Origin of the sequence: Enterobacter cloacae complex sp. 2022EL-00788 (assembly GCF_026627565.1) — a bacterium.
Classification (GTDB): domain Bacteria; phylum Pseudomonadota; class Gammaproteobacteria; order Enterobacterales; family Enterobacteriaceae; genus Enterobacter; species Enterobacter pasteurii.
On sequence record NZ_JAPNMC010000014.1, the window covers coordinates 16,535 to 34,603 of the forward strand.

At 58.6% G+C, this 18,069-nt stretch carries 17 protein-coding genes; 7 read left to right on the forward strand and 10 right to left on the reverse strand.

Annotated features, from left to right (window positions below):
• Nucleotides 1–2 precede the first annotated feature (2 nt).
• The 4 genes from OWK27_RS19195 to narI are packed head-to-tail and all read left to right on the forward strand — an operon-like array spanning nucleotide 3 to nucleotide 6,656.
• Nucleotides 3–3,743 (forward strand): nitrate reductase subunit alpha, encoded by a 3,741-nt coding sequence (locus OWK27_RS19195; protein WP_267590994.1) that lies wholly within the window; start codon nucleotides 3–5, stop codon nucleotides 3,741–3,743.
• Nucleotides 3,740–5,284, forward strand: a complete 1,545-nt coding sequence (gene narH, locus OWK27_RS19200) for a nitrate reductase subunit beta (RefSeq protein WP_193355176.1) — start codon at nucleotides 3,740–3,742, stop codon at nucleotides 5,282–5,284. Before OWK27_RS19195 ends, narH begins: the two co-directional genes overlap by 4 nt.
• A complete protein-coding gene (gene narW, locus OWK27_RS19205) occupies nucleotides 5,284–5,979 on the forward strand; it encodes a nitrate reductase molybdenum cofactor assembly chaperone (RefSeq protein ID WP_267590995.1) in 696 nt (231 codons plus the stop codon). Before narH ends, narW begins: the two co-directional genes overlap by 1 nt.
• Entirely contained in the window at nucleotides 5,976–6,656 is a 681-nt protein-coding gene (gene narI, locus OWK27_RS19210) for a respiratory nitrate reductase subunit gamma (protein WP_148419791.1), read from the forward strand. The genes narW and narI overlap by 4 nt, the downstream gene beginning before the upstream one ends.
• An 87-nt stretch (nucleotides 6,657–6,743) precedes the next feature.
• Here the strand turns inward: narI and nhoA are convergent, their stop codons facing one another.
• Entirely contained in the window at nucleotides 6,744–7,589 is an 846-nt protein-coding gene (gene nhoA, locus OWK27_RS19215; RefSeq protein ID WP_267590996.1) for an N-hydroxyarylamine O-acetyltransferase, read from the reverse strand.
• 108 nt (nucleotides 7,590–7,697) lie between these two features.
• Here nhoA and OWK27_RS19220 point away from each other — a divergent pair, with 108 nt between their 5' ends.
• Nucleotides 7,698–8,270, forward strand: coding sequence for a flavin reductase family protein (locus OWK27_RS19220; RefSeq protein ID WP_267590997.1), 573 nt, complete (start codon nucleotides 7,698–7,700; stop codon nucleotides 8,268–8,270).
• A 50-nt stretch (nucleotides 8,271–8,320) separates the two neighbouring features.
• Here the strand turns inward: OWK27_RS19220 and fusA are convergent, their stop codons facing one another.
• Complete coding sequence (gene fusA, locus OWK27_RS19225; RefSeq protein WP_267590998.1) at nucleotides 8,321–10,420, reverse strand: elongation factor G; 2,100 nt, start codon at nucleotides 10,418–10,420, stop codon at nucleotides 8,321–8,323.
• Nucleotides 10,421–10,581: 161 nt separating this feature from the next.
• Between fusA and OWK27_RS19230 the strand changes: the two genes are divergently transcribed.
• On the forward strand, nucleotides 10,582–10,893 hold the full coding sequence (locus tag OWK27_RS19230) for an ArsR/SmtB family transcription factor (protein WP_148419787.1): 312 nt from the start codon (nucleotides 10,582–10,584) through the stop codon (nucleotides 10,891–10,893).
• On the opposite strand, the gene OWK27_RS19235 is transcribed toward OWK27_RS19230, so the two are convergent.
• Nucleotides 10,882–11,814 carry a LysR family transcriptional regulator gene (locus OWK27_RS19235; RefSeq protein WP_176610260.1) on the reverse strand — a complete coding sequence of 311 codons (933 nt, stop codon included), beginning with the start codon at nucleotides 11,812–11,814 and terminating at the stop codon, nucleotides 10,882–10,884. The genes OWK27_RS19230 and OWK27_RS19235 overlap by 12 nt on opposite strands.
• Nucleotides 11,815–11,899: 85 nt before the next feature.
• On the opposite strand from OWK27_RS19235, the gene OWK27_RS19240 reads away from it, so the two are divergent.
• A complete protein-coding gene (locus OWK27_RS19240) occupies nucleotides 11,900–12,376 on the forward strand; it encodes a GNAT family N-acetyltransferase (protein ID WP_267590999.1) in 477 nt (158 codons plus the stop codon).
• A 139-nt stretch (nucleotides 12,377–12,515) separates the two neighbouring features.
• Here OWK27_RS19240 and OWK27_RS19245 read toward each other — a convergent pair whose 3' ends face one another.
• From OWK27_RS19245 to OWK27_RS19275, 7 genes are all read right to left on the reverse strand, one after another.
• Complete coding sequence (locus tag OWK27_RS19245) at nucleotides 12,516–13,151, reverse strand: helix-turn-helix domain-containing protein (RefSeq protein ID WP_267591000.1); 636 nt, start codon at nucleotides 13,149–13,151, stop codon at nucleotides 12,516–12,518.
• Nucleotides 13,152–13,241: 90 nt separating this feature from the next.
• Nucleotides 13,242–14,243: a Kdo(2)-lipid IV(A) acyltransferase gene (locus tag OWK27_RS19250; RefSeq protein ID WP_267591001.1), complete on the reverse strand. Its 1,002-nt coding sequence runs from the start codon at nucleotides 14,241–14,243 to the stop codon at nucleotides 13,242–13,244.
• A 183-nt stretch (nucleotides 14,244–14,426) separates the two neighbouring features.
• The gene (pptA, locus tag OWK27_RS19255; protein WP_148419782.1) at nucleotides 14,427–14,657 is read right to left on the reverse strand and encodes a tautomerase PptA; all 231 of its coding nucleotides are present in this window, start codon (nucleotides 14,655–14,657) and stop codon (nucleotides 14,427–14,429) included.
• 38 nt (nucleotides 14,658–14,695) lie between these two features.
• Nucleotides 14,696–15,313 carry a glutathione S-transferase family protein gene (locus OWK27_RS19260; protein WP_267591002.1) on the reverse strand — a complete coding sequence of 206 codons (618 nt, stop codon included), beginning with the start codon at nucleotides 15,311–15,313 and terminating at the stop codon, nucleotides 14,696–14,698.
• A 166-nt stretch (nucleotides 15,314–15,479) separates the two neighbouring features.
• Nucleotides 15,480–16,367: a transporter substrate-binding domain-containing protein gene (locus OWK27_RS19265; RefSeq protein WP_267591003.1), complete on the reverse strand. Its 888-nt coding sequence runs from the start codon at nucleotides 16,365–16,367 to the stop codon at nucleotides 15,480–15,482.
• A gap of 9 nt (nucleotides 16,368–16,376) precedes the next feature.
• The gene (locus OWK27_RS19270; protein WP_267591004.1) at nucleotides 16,377–17,150 is read right to left on the reverse strand and encodes an amino acid ABC transporter ATP-binding protein; all 774 of its coding nucleotides are present in this window, start codon (nucleotides 17,148–17,150) and stop codon (nucleotides 16,377–16,379) included.
• Nucleotides 17,134–18,060, reverse strand: coding sequence for an amino acid ABC transporter permease (locus tag OWK27_RS19275; protein ID WP_267591005.1), 927 nt, complete (start codon nucleotides 18,058–18,060; stop codon nucleotides 17,134–17,136). Before OWK27_RS19275 ends, OWK27_RS19270 begins: the two co-directional genes overlap by 17 nt.
• Nucleotides 18,061–18,069: the final 9 nt, after the last annotated feature.

Genomic DNA, 18,069 nt, shown 5'->3' on the forward strand with positions numbered 1-18,069 from the left:
TCATGAGCAAACTGTTGGACCGCTTCCGTTACTTCAAGACAAAAGGCGACAGTTTCGCCGATGGGCACGGGCAGGTGTATCACACCAACCGCGACTGGGAGGACAGCTACCGTCAGCGCTGGCAGTTCGACAAAATTGTGCGCTCCACCCACGGCGTTAACTGTACCGGCTCCTGTAGCTGGAAAATCTACGTTAAAAACGGCCTGGTGACCTGGGAAACCCAGCAGACCGACTATCCGCGTACCCGCCCTGACCTGCCTAACCATGAGCCGCGCGGCTGCCCGCGTGGCGCGAGCTACTCGTGGTATCTGTACAGCGCCAACCGTCTTAAATACCCGCTGGTGCGCCGCAGGCTGATTGAACTCTGGCGCGAGGCGCTGGCACAGCATAGCGATCCGGTGCTGGCCTGGGATGCCATCCAGAACGATCCGCAAAAGGCGCAGAGCTACAGGCAGGCGCGTGGACGCGGGGGGTTTATCCGCTCGAACTGGAAAGAGCTGAACCAGCTGATCGCCGCCGCCAACGTCTGGACCATCAAGCACTATGGCCCGGACCGCGTGGCCGGCTTCTCGCCTATCCCGGCGATGTCGATGGTCTCTTACGCCGCCGGCACGCGCTACCTCTCCCTGATCGGCGGCACCTGCCTCAGCTTCTACGACTGGTACTGTGACCTGCCGCCCGCGTCGCCGATGACCTGGGGCGAACAGACCGACGTGCCGGAATCCGCCGACTGGTATAACTCAAGCTATATCATCGCCTGGGGCTCAAACGTGCCGCAGACGCGTACTCCTGATGCCCACTTCTTCACCGAGGTGCGTTACAAAGGCACCAAGACCGTCGCCATCACCCCGGACTTCTCGGAAGTGGCAAAGCTGAGCGACCAGTGGCTGGCACCAAAACAGGGTACCGACAGCGCGCTCGCCATGGCGATGGGCCATGTGATCCTCAAAGAGTTCCACCTTGATAACCCAAGCGACTACTTCCTCAACTACTGCCGCCGCTATACCGATATGCCAATGCTGGTGCTGCTCGACGAGCAGGCAGACGGTCGCGTGGTGCCGGGCCGCATGCTGCGCGCGTCGGATCTGGCCGAGGGGCTGGGAGAAGCCAACAATCCGGAGTGGAAAACCGTTGCCTTTGACGTCGCCGGGAATCTGGTGGTGCCGAACGGCTCCATTGGCTTCCGCTGGGGCGAAAAAGGCAAATGGAACCTGGAATCGCTTGCCGCGTGTCAGGAAACCGAGCTGACCCTTTCGCTGCTCATCACCCACGACAGCGTGGCCGACGTCGCCTTCCCGTACTTTGGCGGCAACGAGAACCCGCATTTTCGCAGCGTGAAGCAGGAACCGGTGCTGACGCGCCGCGTGCCGAGTAAAACCCTCACGCTCGCCGACGGCAGCGAGAAACGCGTGGTCAGCGTTTACGATCTGGTGCTGGCGAACTACGGCCTCGATCGCGGCCTCGAAGACGGCAACGCGGCAACCAGCTACGCCGAGGTTAAAGCCTACACTCCAGCCTGGGGCGAGCAAATTACCGGCGTACCCGCATACCTCATCGAAAAAATCGCCCGCGAGTTTGCCGACACCGCGCATAAAACCCACGGCCGTTCGATGATCATCCTCGGTGCCGGTGTGAACCACTGGTACCACATGGACATGAACTACCGCGGGATGATCAACATGCTGGTCTTCTGCGGCTGCGTCGGGCAGAGCGGCGGCGGCTGGTCGCACTATGTCGGGCAGGAAAAGCTGCGCCCGCAAACCGGCTGGCTGCCGCTGGCCTTCGCGCTGGACTGGAACCGCCCGCCGCGCCAGATGAACAGCACCTCGTACTTCTATAATCACGCCAGCCAGTGGCGCTATGAGAAGCTGACCGCGCAGGAGCTGCTCTCACCGCTGGCGGACGCGTCGAAGTTCACCGGCCACCTGATTGATTTTAACGTTCGCGCCGAGCGCATGGGCTGGCTGCCGTCCGCGCCTCAGCTCAACCTTAACCCGCTGCACGTGAAGGCGCGCGCCGACGCCGCCGGGATGTCGCCGCAGGATTACACCGTTCAGGCGTTAAAATCGGGCGATATCCGCTTCGCCTGCGAACAGCCCGACAGCGGCAAGAACCACCCGCGCAACCTGTTCGTCTGGCGCTCTAACCTGCTCGGCTCGTCCGGTAAAGGCCATGAGTACATGCTGAAATATCTGCTCGGCACCGAGAGCGGTATTCAGGGTGAAGATTTAGGCTCAACGGACGACGTGAAGCCAGAGGAAGTGGAGTGGCAGACCGCCGCCATCGAGGGCAAGCTCGACCTGCTGGTGACGCTCGATTTCCGCATGTCCAGCACCTGCCTGTTCTCCGACATCGTGCTGCCGACCGCCACCTGGTATGAAAAAGACGACATGAACACCTCGGACATGCATCCGTTTATTCATCCGCTTTCCGCCGCCGTTGATCCGGCGTGGGAGTCCCGCAGCGACTGGGAGATCTACAAGGGCATCGCCAAAGTCTTTTCCGAGGTCTGCGTCGGCCACCTGGGGACCGAAACCGACGTGGTGCTACAGCCGCTACAGCACGACTCGCCGGGGGAACTGTCGCAGCCGTTCGATATTCTCGACTGGCGCAAAGGCGAATGCGATTTGATCCCCGGCAAAACCGCGCCAACCATTGCGGTCGTCGAGCGCAACTATCCGGAAACCTACGAGCGCTTTACGGCGCTTGGGCCGCTGCTGGACAAGCTCGGCAACGGCGGGAAAGGCATTTCCTGGAACACACAGAAGGAGGTCGATTTCCTCGGCAAGCTCAATTACGTCAAGCTCGACGGCCCGGCAAAAGGCCGTCCGCGCATTGAAACCGCCATTGACGCTTCTGAGGTGATCCTCTCCCTCGCGCCGGAAACCAACGGTCAGGTAGCGGTAAAAGCGTGGGAAGCGCTGGGCGAACTGACCGGGCGCGATCACACCCATCTTGCGCTGAATAAGGAAGACGAGAAAATTCGCTTCCGCGACATCCAGGCGCAGCCGCGTAAAATTATCTCCAGCCCGACGTGGTCCGGCCTTGAGAGCGAGCACGTGTCGTATAACGCGGGCTATACCAACGTTCACGAGCTGATCCCGTGGCGCACGATTTCGGGCCGCCAGCAGCTGTATCAGGACCATGCCTGGATGCGCGCCTTCGGGGAGAGCCTGGTGGCCTATCGTCCGCCGATTGACACCCGCAGCGTCACCCATATGCGCGAGATCCCGCCGAACGGCTTCCCGGAAAAAGCGCTGAACTTCCTTACGCCGCACCAGAAATGGGGCATTCACTCCACCTACAGCGAAAACCTGCTGATGCAGACCCTGTCGCGCGGGGGGCCAATCGTCTGGATCAGCGAAACCGATGCCCGCGAGCTGGGCATTGAAGACAACGACTGGATCGAAGCCTTCAACGCCAACGGCGCCCTCACCGCCCGCGCGGTGGTCAGCCAGCGCGTGCCGCCGGGTATGACCATGATGTACCACGCCCAGGAGCGCATTCTGAACATTCCGGGCTCGGAAGTGACCGGACGGCGCGGCGGGATCCACAACTCGGTAACCCGCGTCTGCCCGAAACCGACCCACATGATTGGCGGCTACGCGCAGCTGGCGTACGGCTTCAACTATTACGGCACCGTCGGCTCGAACCGCGACGAGTTCATCATGATCCGCAAAATGAAAAACATTAACTGGCTGGACGGCGAAGGTCGGGATCAGGTACAGGAGGCGAAAAAATGAAAATACGCTCACAGGTTGGCATGGTACTGAATCTCGATAAATGCATCGGCTGCCACACCTGCTCGGTCACCTGCAAGAACGTCTGGACCGGGCGCGAAGGGATGGAATATGCGTGGTTTAACAACGTGGAGACCAAACCGGGCATCGGCTATCCCAAAAACTGGGAAGATCAGGAGGAGTGGCAAGGCGGCTGGATCCGCGGCATTCACGGCAAGCTGACGCCGCGCCTCGGCGGCAAAATGGGGGTGCTGTCGAAAATATTTTCTAACCCCGTCCTGCCGCAGATTGATGATTATTATGAACCTTTTACCTTTGATTATCAGGATCTGCACCGCGCGCCGGAGGGGGATCACCTCCCTACCGCCCGCCCCCGCTCGCTGATTGACGGCAAGCGGATGGACAAGATCGTCTGGGGTCCAAACTGGGAGGAGCTGCTGGGCGGCGAGTTCGAAAAACGCGCCCGCGACCGCAACTTCCAGAAGATCCAGAAAGAGATGTACGGCCAGTTTGAAAACACCTTCATGATGTACCTGCCGCGCCTGTGCGAGCACTGCCTGAACCCGAGCTGCGTCGCCACCTGCCCGAGCGGTGCGATATACAAGCGCGAAGAGGACGGCATTGTGCTGATTGACCAGGACAAATGCCGCGGCTGGCGTCTGTGCATCAGCGGCTGCCCGTACAAGAAAATCTACTTCAACTGGAAAAGCGGCAAGTCAGAAAAATGCATCTTCTGCTATCCGCGCATCGAGTCCGGCCAGCCGACCGTGTGCTCGGAAACCTGCGTCGGGCGCATCCGCTATCTCGGCGTGCTTCTGTATGACGCTGACCGTATAGAAGAAGCGGCCAGCACCGAGCATGAAACCGATCTGTACGAGCGCCAGTGCGACGTGTTCCTCAACCCGAACGATCCGGCGGTGATTGAAGAAGCGCTGAAGCAGGGCATTCCGCAAAACGTAATCGACGCCGCCCAGCGATCTCCGGTCTACAAGATGGCGATGGACTGGAAGCTCGCCCTGCCGCTGCACCCGGAATACCGCACCCTGCCGATGGTCTGGTACGTGCCGCCGCTGTCGCCGATTCAGTCTTACGCGGACGCGGGCGGCCTGCCCCAGAGCGACGGCGTTCTGCCTGCGGTTGAAAGCCTGCGCATCCCGGTGCAGTACCTGGCGAACATGCTCAGCGCCGGCGATACCGGCCCGGTGCTGCGCGCCCTGAAGCGCATGATGGCGATGCGCCACTACAAGCGCTCCCAGACCGTAGAAGGCGTAACCGATACCCGCGCCATCGAAGAGGTGGGCCTGACCGAAGCGCAGGTCGAGGAGATGTACCGCTATCTGGCCATTGCCAACTACGAAGACCGCTTCGTGATCCCGACCAGCCACCGTGAAATGGCGCGCGACGCCTTCCCGGAGAAAAACGGCTGCGGCTTCACCTTTGGCGACGGCTGCCACGGCTCCGACACCAAATTCAACCTCTTCAACAGCAGCCGCATCGACGCGATCAACATCACCGAGGTGCGCGAACATGGGGAGGGTGAGTAATGCAGATCCTCAAAATCATCGCGCTGCTGATTGAGTATCCCGATGAGCTGCTGTGGGAAAACCGCGAAGAAGCGCTATCCCTGATAGACCAGGACGCGCCCGTGCTGCTGCCGTTTGCGCAGCAGCACCTGAGCGCCCCGCTGCTGGATAAGCAGGCCGAGTGGTGTGAAGTGTTTGAACGCGGCCGCGCGACCTCGCTGCTGCTATTCGAGCATGTTCACGCCGAGTCCCGCGATCGCGGTCAGGCAATGGTCGATCTCATGGGGCAGTATGAGAAAGCCGGGCTGGAGCTGGACTGCCGCGAGCTGCCGGACTACCTGCCCCTCTACCTGGAGTATCTCAGCCTGGTCAGCGACGACGAGGCGCGTGAAGGGCTGCAAAACGTCGCGCCGATCCTGGCGCTGATTGGTGGGCGCCTCAAGCAGCGCGACGTCGCGCATTACCAGCTGTTTGACGCCCTGCTGGCGCTGGCGGGAACGCGGCTTTCCAGCGACAGCGTGGCAAAACAGGTGTCCGGTGAAAAACGGGATGATACCCGTCAGGCGCTGGACGCCGTGTGGGAAGAGGAACAGGTGAAGTTTATCGAAGACAACGCGACATCGTGCGACAGCTCGCCGATGCAGCAATATCAACGACGCTTTAGCCAGGACGTTGCACCGCAGTACGTAGACGTCAGCGCCGGAGGCCCAAAATGACACATTACCTGAACGTGTTTTTCTACGACATTTATCCGTACATCTGCGCCACCGTGTTTTTCCTCGGCAGCTGGCTGCGCTACGACTACGGGCAATACACATGGCGCGCCTCATCGAGCCAGATGCTCAGCAAGCGCGGAATGAACTGGGCCTCAAACCTGTTTCACGTCGGGATTCTGGGGATCTTTTTCGGGCACCTGTTCGGCATGTTAACCCCGCACTGGATGTACGCCTGGTTTTTACCGATCGCCGTTAAGCAGCAGCTGGCGATGGTGCTCGGTGGCGTTTGCGGAATATTGACGCTGGTAGGCGGCGCGATGCTGCTCTATCGCCGCCTGTTTAACCAGCGGGTGCGCGCCACCTCGACCACGCCGGATATCATTATTATGAGCATCCTGTTATTCCAGTGCATCCTTGGCCTGAGCACAATCCCCTTCTCTGCCCGCTACCCGGACGGCAGCGAGATGATGAAGCTGGTTGGCTGGGCGCAGGGTATCGTCACCTTCCGCGGCGGCTCTTCGGAGATGCTGAACGGGGTGGACTTTATCTTCCGCGTTCACCTGGTGCTGGGTATGACGATCTTCCTGCTCTTCCCGTTCACCCGTCTGGTACACGTGTGGAGCGCGCCGTTTGAGTATTTTACCCGCCGGTATCAGGTGGTGAGATCGCGCCGCTGAGTGCCTCGGCTGGCGAGATAAAAGCAGAACGGCAACCCTGGTTGCCGTTTTTTATGCTTTCGCCCTCAGCGCGCGGTACGTTAATCCCTATTTCCCGGCCTGCGGATGCGTATCAAACCCCGCCATCACCGCCGTCAACTCTGCCAGGGAAAAACCGTGCTTCGGATCGTCAACACCCAGCCCAAAGCGTTCCTGCATCAGCTGATACAGTGCTTGCGCATCCGCCAGCGCGATCTGCTCCTCCACGTGGCCGTTCTGCCAGTGGGTAAAGTTAAAGTTGGTCAGCGTCAGCTTGCCGCCGTCCGGCAGGTGGCGGCACATCAGCAGATGATGGCGGAAATGGGACTGCGGCCAGTGCGCGGACCAGAAGTTTCCCATCACGTAATCACTGAAATACTGGGTCGTCAGGTCAAAGTGGTACATCGACTGCCAGTGCTCGTGATGGCGGAACTGCAGCACCCAGTCGTTGCCCTCGCTCAGCAGGCGGTACATGCCGTGCGGGGTCTCCTGCTCCTCGTTGGCGAGTAACCGAATCGGCGCCGTCAGCGTTTGTCCGCCAAACCCCACATCGGCGATCCAGCGCTCGCCGTTCAGCTCCACCAGCAGCAGCCGGTGCGTGCGCGGCGGCATCTGGGACGGATTTGCCAGCACGACCCGCCCCAGCACGCTGCGTACCGCAAACCCCACTTCGCGTAGCACGCGCTCGAACAGGCCGTTTTGCTCGAAGCAGTATCCCCCGCGCCGGGCGGTAACCAGTTTGTCGACCAGACACCCGTCGTCCAGATGGATCTCCCGCGGCAAAACGACGTCGATATTCTCGAAAGGGATCGCGCAGTTGTGGTGTAAATGCAGCGCGCGCAGGGTGTCGATATCAACAGACGTCGGCAGGGTCCAGCCGATGCGGGCGAAGTAGGCAGTCAGAAATGGGGACATGCTTCAGTTTCCTTTGAGAGTGATGTTGAGTTTATAAACTAATTTCGCGCACCCACTTTGATTTCCGTGCTTTTTCGCCATACTCATCACTAAAAACAAGGAGCCACCATGAGCCACTTTCGCCCTATTGAACTACGTCATGCCAGCCGCCTTTTGAATCACGGTCCGACCGTGCTCATCACCAGCCGGGATGACGTCATCGATCGTCGCAACGTCATGGCCGCCGCGTGGTCTACGCCGGTAGAGTTTGAACCCCCGCGTATCGCGATAGTGGTGGACAAAAGCGCGTGGTCACGGGAGCTGATCGAGCGCAGCGGAAAATTCGGCATTGTGATACCCGGCGTGGCGGCAGCGAACTGGACCTACGCCGTCGGCAGCGTCAGCGGGCGCGACGAGGATAAATTTAACTGCTACGGGATCCCGGTTATTCATGGCCCCGAGCTTGGCCTGCCGGTCATTGAAGAGAAATGTCTGGCGTGGATGGAGTGCCGGCTATTGCCCGCGACCTCTGCGGCAGAGAAATATGACACCCTGTTTGGTGAGGTCGTTTCCGCCGCCGCGGACGAACGCGCGTTCGTTGCCGGACGCTGGCAGTTTGACGGGGATAGGCTGAATACGCTGCATCATCTTGGCGCCGGAACGTTTGTCGCCAGCGGGAAAATGGTTAAGGCGCCGGAGTAGCGCAACCTCAAAAGAGAAAAGCCCCCTTCCTGAGGAAGAGGGCTTTTTTGTTACTTCACACGCTTCGCAATGATCTCATCCGCTACGTTCCGCGGAGCTTCTGCGAAATGATGGAACTCCATCGTATACGTCGCGCGCCCCTGGGACATCGAGCGCAGCGTGGTGGCGTAGCCAAACATTTCGGCCAGCGGCACGTCAGCACGGATAATCTGGCTGCCGTACTGCTCTGCCATCCCCTGCACCATGCCGCGACGGGAGGAGAGATCGCCCATAATATTACCGGCATACTCTTCCGGCGTTTCTACCTCGACGTGCATGACCGGCTCAAGAATAACCGGTTCCGCGCGCCGTGCGCCCTCCTTAAAGCCGAGGATCGCCGCCATGCGGAAGGCCATTTCCGACGAGTCGACGTCATGGTACGAACCGAACGTCAGGGTCGCCTTCACGTCGACCACCGGATAACCCGCCAGCACCCCGGTATTCATGGCCTCGCGCAGCCCTTTTTCCACGGAGGGGATGTACTCGCGCGGCACCACGCCGCCTTTGGTGGCGTCTTCAAAGACAAAACCGCTTCCGGCGGCTAGCGGCTCCAGGCTCAGGACTACGTGGCCGTACTGCCCTTTACCGCCGGACTGCCGGACAAATTTGCCTTCGATATCCTTCACCGCCTTACGCAGGGTTTCGCGGTAGGTGACCTGTGGACGGCCGATGTTCGCCTCGACGCCAAACTCCCGCTTCATGCGGTCGACGATGATTTCCAGGTGCAGCTCGCCCATGCCGGAGATAATCGTCTGGCCGGACTCCTCGTCCGTGTGCAGGCGGAACGACGGATCTTCCGCCGCCAGGCGCTGCAGCGCGATCCCCATTTTCTCCTGGTCGGCCTTGGTTTTTGGCTCGATCGCCAGCGAAATAACCGGATCCGGAAACTCCATGCGTTCAAGCGTGATTACCGCATTCGGATCGGTGAGCGTATCGCCGGTGGTAACGTCTTTCAGCCCGACGCAGGCCGCGATATCGCCCGTACGCAGCTCGTCCACCTCGTGGCGATCGTTGGCATGCATCAGCACGATGCGCCCGATACGCTCTTTCTTGCCCTTCACCGGGTTATAGACCGCGTCGCCTTTGCGCAGTATGCCGGAGTAGACGCGAATAAAGGTCAGCTGGCCGACGTACGGATCGCTCATCAGCTTGAAGGCCAGCGCCGAGAACGGTTCATCATCGCTGGGGTGACGCTCAGCGTGCTGACCGTTTTCATCAACGCCATCAATGGCGGGCACGTCCAGCGGGGACGGCATCAGCTCAATAACCGCGTCGAGCATGCGCTGCACGCCCTTGTTCTTAAAGGCGCTGCCGCACAGCATCGGCTGAATTTCACCGGAGATGGTGCGGCTACGCAGCCCCTGGATGATTTCAGCCTCGTCCAGATCGCCCGTCTCAAGGTACTTGTCCATCAGCGCGTCGCTTGCTTCCGCTGCGGCAGAAACCATCTTTTCACGCCACTCCTGAGCGGTACTCAGCAGGTCGTCAGGCACCGGCGCGTAGCTAAACGCCATCCCCTGCGTCGCATCGTCCCAGAGGATGGTGCGCATCTTGATGAGATCCACCACGCCGGTGAAATGCTCTTCTGCGCCAACTGGGATCACAATCGGGACCGGGTTGGCCTTCAGACGCTCCTGCATCATCCGCACCACGCGGAAGAAATCCGCGCCCGGGCGGTCCATTTTATTGACGAACGCCAGCCGCGGGACGTGGTATTTGTTCGCCTGGCGCCAGACGGTTTCCGACTGCGGCTGTACGCCGCCGACGGAGTCATACACCATTACGGCACCGTCGAGCACGCGCATGGAACGTTCCACCTCAATGGTGAAATCCACGTGGCCCGGGGTGTCGATGATGTTGATCCGGTGCGGCTCAAAGCTCCGGTCCATGCCGGGCCAGAAACAGCTCACCGCTGCCGACGTAATGGTGATCCCGCGCTCCTGCTCCTGCGCCATCCAGTCGGTAGTTGCCGCGCCATCGTGTACTTCACCCAGCTTGTGGCTCATCCCGGTATAAAACAGGATGCGCTCGGTGGTGGTTGTTTTACCGGCATCGATATGCGCGGAGATACCGATGTTGCGATAACGTTCGAGGGGGATGGGTCGGGGCATGATATTTCCTTAAGTCTTAATGACTGATGTGTGATGACCGGGATGGTCGCGTGTTCGTTCGTTTGTTATAATAGTCCTATTGTACGAGTATTATCGAACTATTTTTTAACGGTTGACCTATTGTTGATATAGCTCAATCTGACGTGAGACGCAGGAAAACGATGATTCCAAACCACCCCGAACCTGAACAAATACTGCTGGAAAATGTGCTGTTTGCCCTCGGCAATCCGCTGCGGCTGGCGATTATCCGTCGGCTGGCCGACGGCCGCGAACTGAGCTGCAACGCCCTGCGGCCGGAAGATGTGGTGAAATCCACCATGACCCACCACTGGCGCGTGCTGCGCGACAGCGGCGTGATCTGGCAGCGCCCACAGGGGCGCGAGAATATGATTTCACTGCGAAGAGAAGATCTGGATGCCCGCTTTCCGGGGCTGATGGCAATCCTGTTACAGTCGGAATCATCAGCGCGCTGACCGAAGTCCTTCGCCCAGCGCGCGCAGCGTGGCTTTTAGCCAGTTCGTGACGCCTCGCTTACCGCTGCGCTTGTGCGAATAAATCTTCACTTCAAACGGGCTGATGTGGAACGGCAAGGGAAAAATCTTGATGTTTGTCGCTGGCAGCAGCTTTTCAGCGGCGAATCGAGGCAATGCCATCAGCAGATCGCTTTCTGCAATCACAAACGGGGCGCTGAGCATGGACGGGGTTTTGATCGCAATGTGTCGGGTATAGCCCATGCGTTCAAGCTGTAAATCCAGCACCCCCTGCTTCTCGTTCCATGGCGTAACCACAAGATGCCGTGCGGCGAGATAATCCTCCAGCGTCAGCGCGCTCCGGCTCGCGTTGCTAATCACGACATACTCATCCGCGAACCAGCTAATCTCTTCCAGCTCCGGATACCGGAGATCTCCGGTGGTGCTGAATCCCAGGGCCAGATCCACCTCTCCTGCCAGTAATTCCGTCAACGCCGGGCTGTGCGGCAGATAACGTAATTCCAGACGCAGGCCAGGCGCCGCATGCTGAAGCGTATTCATAAGCGCAGGGAAGATGCAGAACGCGGTAAAGTCCGTTATCGCGATCTGTAAACACGCCGTACTCACGGCAGGATCAAACTCCGGCTGCGGCGACAGCTCCTGGTCGAGATATTTCAGGGCCGATGCAATTACGGGCGCAAGCTGCGTGGCATAGACGCTGGGACACATCCGATGCCCCTCCCGGTAGAACAGCGGATCGTTGAGTGAAACGCGCAGCCGTGACAGGGCATGGCTGAGCGCCGAGGTGCTCATCGCCAGCTCGTCCGCCGCCAGACGAACGGAGCTGTGGCGATAAATTGCGTCAAAAACCGGCAGGAGGTTTAAATCAAGGCGACGTAAGGCCGGATGCATAATATTCATCATTCGTTGATTTCATTGCACTTAATTCTTCTGACATTACCCTTTATGCTTACCCTCATCAACCACATACAAAGATAAAGGGACACCAATGAGCGTCACGATCCGTCAGGCGCGGCCTGAAGATGCAGCGGCAATTTACGATATGATTTACGAACTCGCGGTCTATGAAAAAACGCCGGAAGAAGTTGTCACCACGCCGGACGAGATCCGCAAAACGCTGTTTGGCGCGGACGGTAAAACCGAAGCGCTGATCGCCGAATACGCAGGACACGCCGTCGGGTATGCCGTTTTCTTCACCAGCTATTCCACCTGGCTTGGCCGTAACGGCATCTATATGGAAGATTTGTACGTCTCTCCGGAATACCGCAGCAGGGGCGCGGGGAAAGCACTGCTGAAAAAGATCGCGCAATGCGCGGTGGAACGTCACTGCGGCCGCCTGGAGTGGAGCGTGCTTGACTGGAACCAGTCTGCCATTGATTTTTATCTGAGCATCGGCGCTGTACCGCAGTCCGAATGGGTACGCTATCGTCTTGATGGCGACGCGTTGCGGACATTTGCTGAATAGCGTCGTCGTCGCATGAAAACGCCCCTCTTTTTAGGGGCATAATGTCAGTGAAAGCGTTACTGAAGCACGGTATATCTGAGAAAAAGATTGCCGCTATTTTTGTCTTCTCATAGGACCGCGACGGGTCATCGACTGAGGCTCATTCCGCAGGACTCTGACTATAGACCGGGATCCGCCGGGTTGTCATCGTCAGCGTATCGAACACCTCCGTCTCCGACGTCACTATCCTCACGCCCGTTTTCCTTAGCCTCTGCACGTCGGCCGCGATGCGCTGAATGCCAAACCAGAAAAGCCCGTCGAGCGCCGTTACGGATAGCCCATTTTCGAGTGCCAGCCTGAGTCGTTCCCTGGGGGCTTTCACCTGCTGGGCGATTTGCCGGTAAGGTACCTCACTTCCGCCTGCGCTATCGCTTCGCTGGATCCGCGTTTTCAGGTGATAGGTAAATTCGTCAGGAACGCCTTCAAGGTCTTTTTTAAGGCTGTAGACGCAGCCAAACCGCCTGCCGTTGAACAGGACATTTTTTTGGCTGAGCTGAAACTCATTTCTTATCCCGTCAATCAGCTGCGGGGCGCGGGTGAGGAGTAACCGGAAAGGAAGCTCAAAGCTGGTTACATAATCCACATTCAGCAGCGCGAGACGCAAACGCTCTTCCGCACCGGACTTCTGCTCGCGACACTCGCGCATCACTTCCGCCCACTGGCGGGTCAGACGCTCCGGCTCTGCCGCTTCGGTGAGGAGATATTTTTCAAGGTGATAGTCGACTCTTCCGGTCATATTTTGCATCCCGACAAGGTGGATGCGGTAATTCTATCCAGCGCCGCCGGTTTTATAAAGGGCGGAGCGCAACGGCATCCGCCCCCTTTGCTACTGCTGGATACTCGACCGATCCGACATATCGCCGGCAGAGAAGGTTCTGGCTGTGGACTGGACCTGTTTTTTTCGCGCATACCGGTCCGGCTGCCCTTCTGGACGCGTTTTGAAGCGACGGTGCAGCCACATATATTGCTCGGGCGCCATCATCACCGCACGCTCAATCGCCCTGTTCATCTGCGTAGCCACGGCCGCCTTATCGCCTCCCTGCAAGTCACCGCTGATATCGTCCAGAATAATCAGCTCGTACCCTGTGCCATCTGCTTTTCTGCGCGGTACGAACGGGATCACGGCCGGTCTGGCGCTTTTGACCAGCATATAGCTACCGGCGGTTGTCGCGGCGTCCGGGACGGCAAAAAACGGCACGAACACGCTGTTGGTTTTGCCATAGTCGTGATCCGGGGCATACCACAGGATCTCATTTTGCTTAAGCGCGCGGATCATGCCCTTCAGATCGTAGCGGTCGAGCATGGTTTTATTGGAGCGCAGGCGACCGCGCGTCTGTAGCCAGTCGAGCAGCGCATTATTGTTGGGACGATATACACCAATTCCCGCATTGAGCATGCCAAAAATGCGCGCGCCCAGCTCAAGCGTCAGAAAATGCATGCCAATAAGCACCACGCCCCTGCCTTGCGCCCTCGCCTGTTCCATGTGCTCGTAGCCGGTCACGCTAAAGTATTTGCGTACGCGCCGGTCTGGCCAGAACCAGGCGATACCCGTTTCGATGACGCCCATCCCGACCGATTCAAAATTACGCTCAAGTAAACGCGCGCGCGCCTCGTCGTTCATGTCCGGAAAGCAAAGCTCCAGATTACGTCTGGCTATCTCCACGCGGCGTGGAAGCAGGCGCATGGCCAGCCGGCCAAGTCCGTGACCCGTTTTTAACAGTAGCGGATACGGTAGCTGTACCGTGCACCAGAGCGCTGCAATGCCGGCCCAGCTGAGCCAGTAACGAGGATGCAAAAAGGCGAGTGAAAACTCAGGTAATTTTGTCATGTGAAAATTATCCTTTTACTAATGTACTTATCGTAGTGCTGTTGCAGTGCTTACCTGCTGATTTAACGGATATTGTTCGGGTGGGGGATTGTAGCGGAATCGTTATGGTTTTTATTATCGATTTTTGCGATAGGAAATTAAGGCGGGTATCGCCGGGTGATATTGAACCGCCCGGCAATCAAGTTACATAGAATAGCCGGGCTTCTTAATCAGTTGATCCAGTTTCGGGCCGATCTCGGTATCCCAGACCTGCGCCTTCCAGTCAGCTTCCTGAACTTCCTGAAGCGCCACGGAGATTGAGCGATCTTTGCTGTTCAGATGACGGGCGATCGCTTCGGCGATATCCGCCGCCAGCGCCGTTTTTTGTTCGTCATTCAGATCGCGTGGAAAACATTTGATATCAACGTGTGGCATGTGCAGGCTTCCTTTTATGATGTGAGCTTTCAACGTTATCAGATAATGTCGTTAGCTTTTAGCACCTTGTGCAGTTGAGGTAACGCACAGACCGCATCCGCAACTGACGTGATAGCGGGCGTGTTGGCAGCGAACCACTCATGACGCGGCCCCCAGGTGCGCGCGACGGCAATATACACGTCAAGCAGCGTCAGCCGTTCGCCAAGGGCAAAGGGCGAGGCGCTGAGCTGAGCGTCGAACCACAGATAGAGAGATTTGCGGTACTCGATGCAGTTTTTCTTCAGCTGTTCCGGCGCGTCAGGCACCCAGCGCTCCGGATAATCTGCGTAGGTAAACGTGGGATAGACGTTGGCAACAAACCAGATAAGCAGGCGCTGAAACTGCTGGCGCTCGGCCTGCCCCACGGGCGGCGCCAGGTCGGGGCATCGGTCGAGCACCATCAGGGCGATCGCCGCGGTTTCCGTCACGATCGTACCGTTTTCCAGCTCCAGCGTCGGCACCTGGCACAGCGGGTTGAGTTTTATCAGCAGCTCGCGCTGCGGGCCGGGCCGGTCAAACCCGTCCACGTTGATAAACTGATAAGGGATGTCTGCCAGGGTCAGCATCACTTCACTGATTGCCGAGCCCCAGCCGGGTACGCCATAGAGTTTAATCATGTTGCCTCCTCAGGGATGAAAACCCTAAGTGTATACCCGTCATACTTCAAGTTGCAGATGCGTTGGCTGCATTCACTCACCTCAGTCACGTACTTATGTACGCTCCCGGGGATTCGTTCCCTTGCCGCCTTCCTGCAACTCGAATTATTTAGGGTATAGAGCACCATTAGTAGTTTATCCCGGGCGGGTTAACCTCCGAGCTGGTCACCGCTTCGCCCGCCTCCCCCCAGCGCGCCAGCACGTTTTGATAGTCCCCGCGCTTAATCGCACCGTCCAGCGCAGCCTGCAGCGCGTACACCAGCCCGGTCCCTTTTTTGGTGGTGGTAGCGACGTAGGCTTTCTTCGGCCCTAATCCCACGACGCGGGTTTTGCCGGTTAACGCCGCTTTGTAGGCCGATACGGATTGCGGTCCAAAGAACACGTCCGCCCTGCCGGACTGAATATAGAGATTGCCTGAGGCATCGTCGGTCAGATAAACCGGTAATGCAGGCTCGCGTCCGGCCTTTTTATTCTCCTCGTTCCAGCCGAGCAGAATACGTTCCTGATTGGTGCCCGATCCGACAATCACCTTTTTACCGGCCAGATCTTTCGCACTGGAAATCGACCGTACGTTACTGGTGGATTTCACCGAAAAAGCCAGCGAATCGACGCGATAGGTCGCAAAATCGAACTTCTCCTTGCGCTGTTCGGTGACTGCGATATTCACCAACGCTACGTCATAGCGCCCGGAGGCGATCCCCAGCGGCCAGTCTTCCCACGCCGTTGGCACCAGCTTCAGTTTCAGCCCCAGGCTGCCCGCCAGCAACCGGGCTATATCCGGGTCGCTGCCAATCCGGGTGCGGTTATCGCTGGCCAACAGCGCCAGCGGCGGTGAATTCAGGGCGGAAATTGCCACCGTGAGGGTACCTGGCTCAACGAATTTATAGTTCGCCGGAATTTTCGCCACCGCCTGCGGATCAACCGCCACCGGAAGCGGCTGTTCATTGGCTTTTACATCAATGCTGGCATGGCTCGCCGTCGTAAAGATCAGCCCCGCCAGAAGTCCATATTTCATCTGCGCTCCTTACAGCACTTTTGAGAGAAACTGGCGCGTTCGCGGATGCGACGGACGGTTCAACACCTCGTCGCTGCTGCCCTGCTCCACAATTTTTCCGTCGACCATAAACACCACCTGATCCGCCACTTCCCGGGCGAAGCCGATCTCATGGGTGACCACCACCAGCGTAGTGCCGGAACGGGCCAGCTTTTTAATCACGTCCAGCACTTCGCCAACCAGTTCCGGGTCAAGCGCCGAGGTGGGCTCATCAAACAGCATCACGCGGGGGCATAACGCCCGCGCGCGGGCAATGGCAATGCGTTGCTGCTGGCCGCCGGAGAGGTGACGCGACCAGGCATCGGCCTTATCGCGCAGCCCTACTACATCCAGCAGGCCGTATGCGCGCGCTATAGCCGCCTTTCTGTTGAGCTTCTTGTGCGCGATGGGCGCCTCAATCAGGTTTTCCAGCACCGTGAGATGCGGAAAAAGGTTGAAGTTCTGAAACACGTAGCCCACGTTAACGCGCTGTTTGAGGATCTCTTTCTCCTTTAGCTCGTAAAGTTTGTCGCCCTGGCGGCGGTAGCCAATGTACTCTCCGTCAATCTGAATAAAGCCTTCATCCACGCGTTCCAGATGGTTAATGGTGCGCAGCAGCGTCGATTTTCCCGAGCCGGATGGGCCGAGGATCACCGTGACGGAACCCGGCGGGATCTCAAGCGTAACGTTATCGAGCGCTTTATGACGGCCAAAAAACTTGCTGACGCCGGTAATAGCAATGTGTCCTTCAGGAGAGGCTTGCATGAACAGGCTCCTGTGCTGGCGAGGTGGTAACGGAACGCGTCCGGCTGGATGTCCGGTTGTGGTTTACGGCGGAGCGGCGCTCGCTGCGGGCGAGCCCGCGCTCAACGACGTGCTGGATGGCAGACAGGACGGTGGTAATCACCAGGTACCAGACGGCACCCACCATCAACAGCGGAATGACCTCCTGCGTGCGGTTGTAGATCATCTGGATCGTGTAGAAAAGCTCCGGCATCGCCAGCACGTAAACCATCGCCGTACCTTTGGCGAGGCTGATGATTTCATTGAACCCGGACGGCAAAATGGTGCGCAGCGCCTGCGGAAGAATAATCCGCACGGTGCGGCGCCACGCCGGCAGACCCAGCGCAGCCGCCGCCTCATACTGACCATGATCGACCCCAAGGAAGCCCCCGCGGATAATTTCCGCCGTATAGGCGCTCTGCACCAGCGTCAGTCCCACAACGGCGGTAGAAAATTGCCCGAGAACGTTGATGGTTTCAAAGCTGCCCCAGGTAATGCCGGTAAAAGGCACGCCGAGAGAGAGCGTGTCGTAGAGATAGGAAAAGTTATAAAGAACGATCAGCACCACGATCAGCGGCAGAGAGCGAAAAAGCCAGATATATCCCCACGCCAGGCTGCTCAACAGCCAGGATGACGAGAGCCGCGCCAGCGCCAGCATGCCGCCAATCATCACGCTCAGCACGGTGCCTATCAACGTGAGCAGCAGCGTCTGTCCGACACCTTCAAGGATCACCGGGTCAAAGAACCAGCGGGCAAATACGGCCCACTCCCAGCGTGGATTAAAGGCTACGGACTGAATCACGACCGCCAGCACAAACAGCGCCACCGCAGCGCCGACCGTGCGCAGCGGATAACGTGCCGGGATCACTTTTATGGTTTCAACCTTGCTCATCGTCGCTCC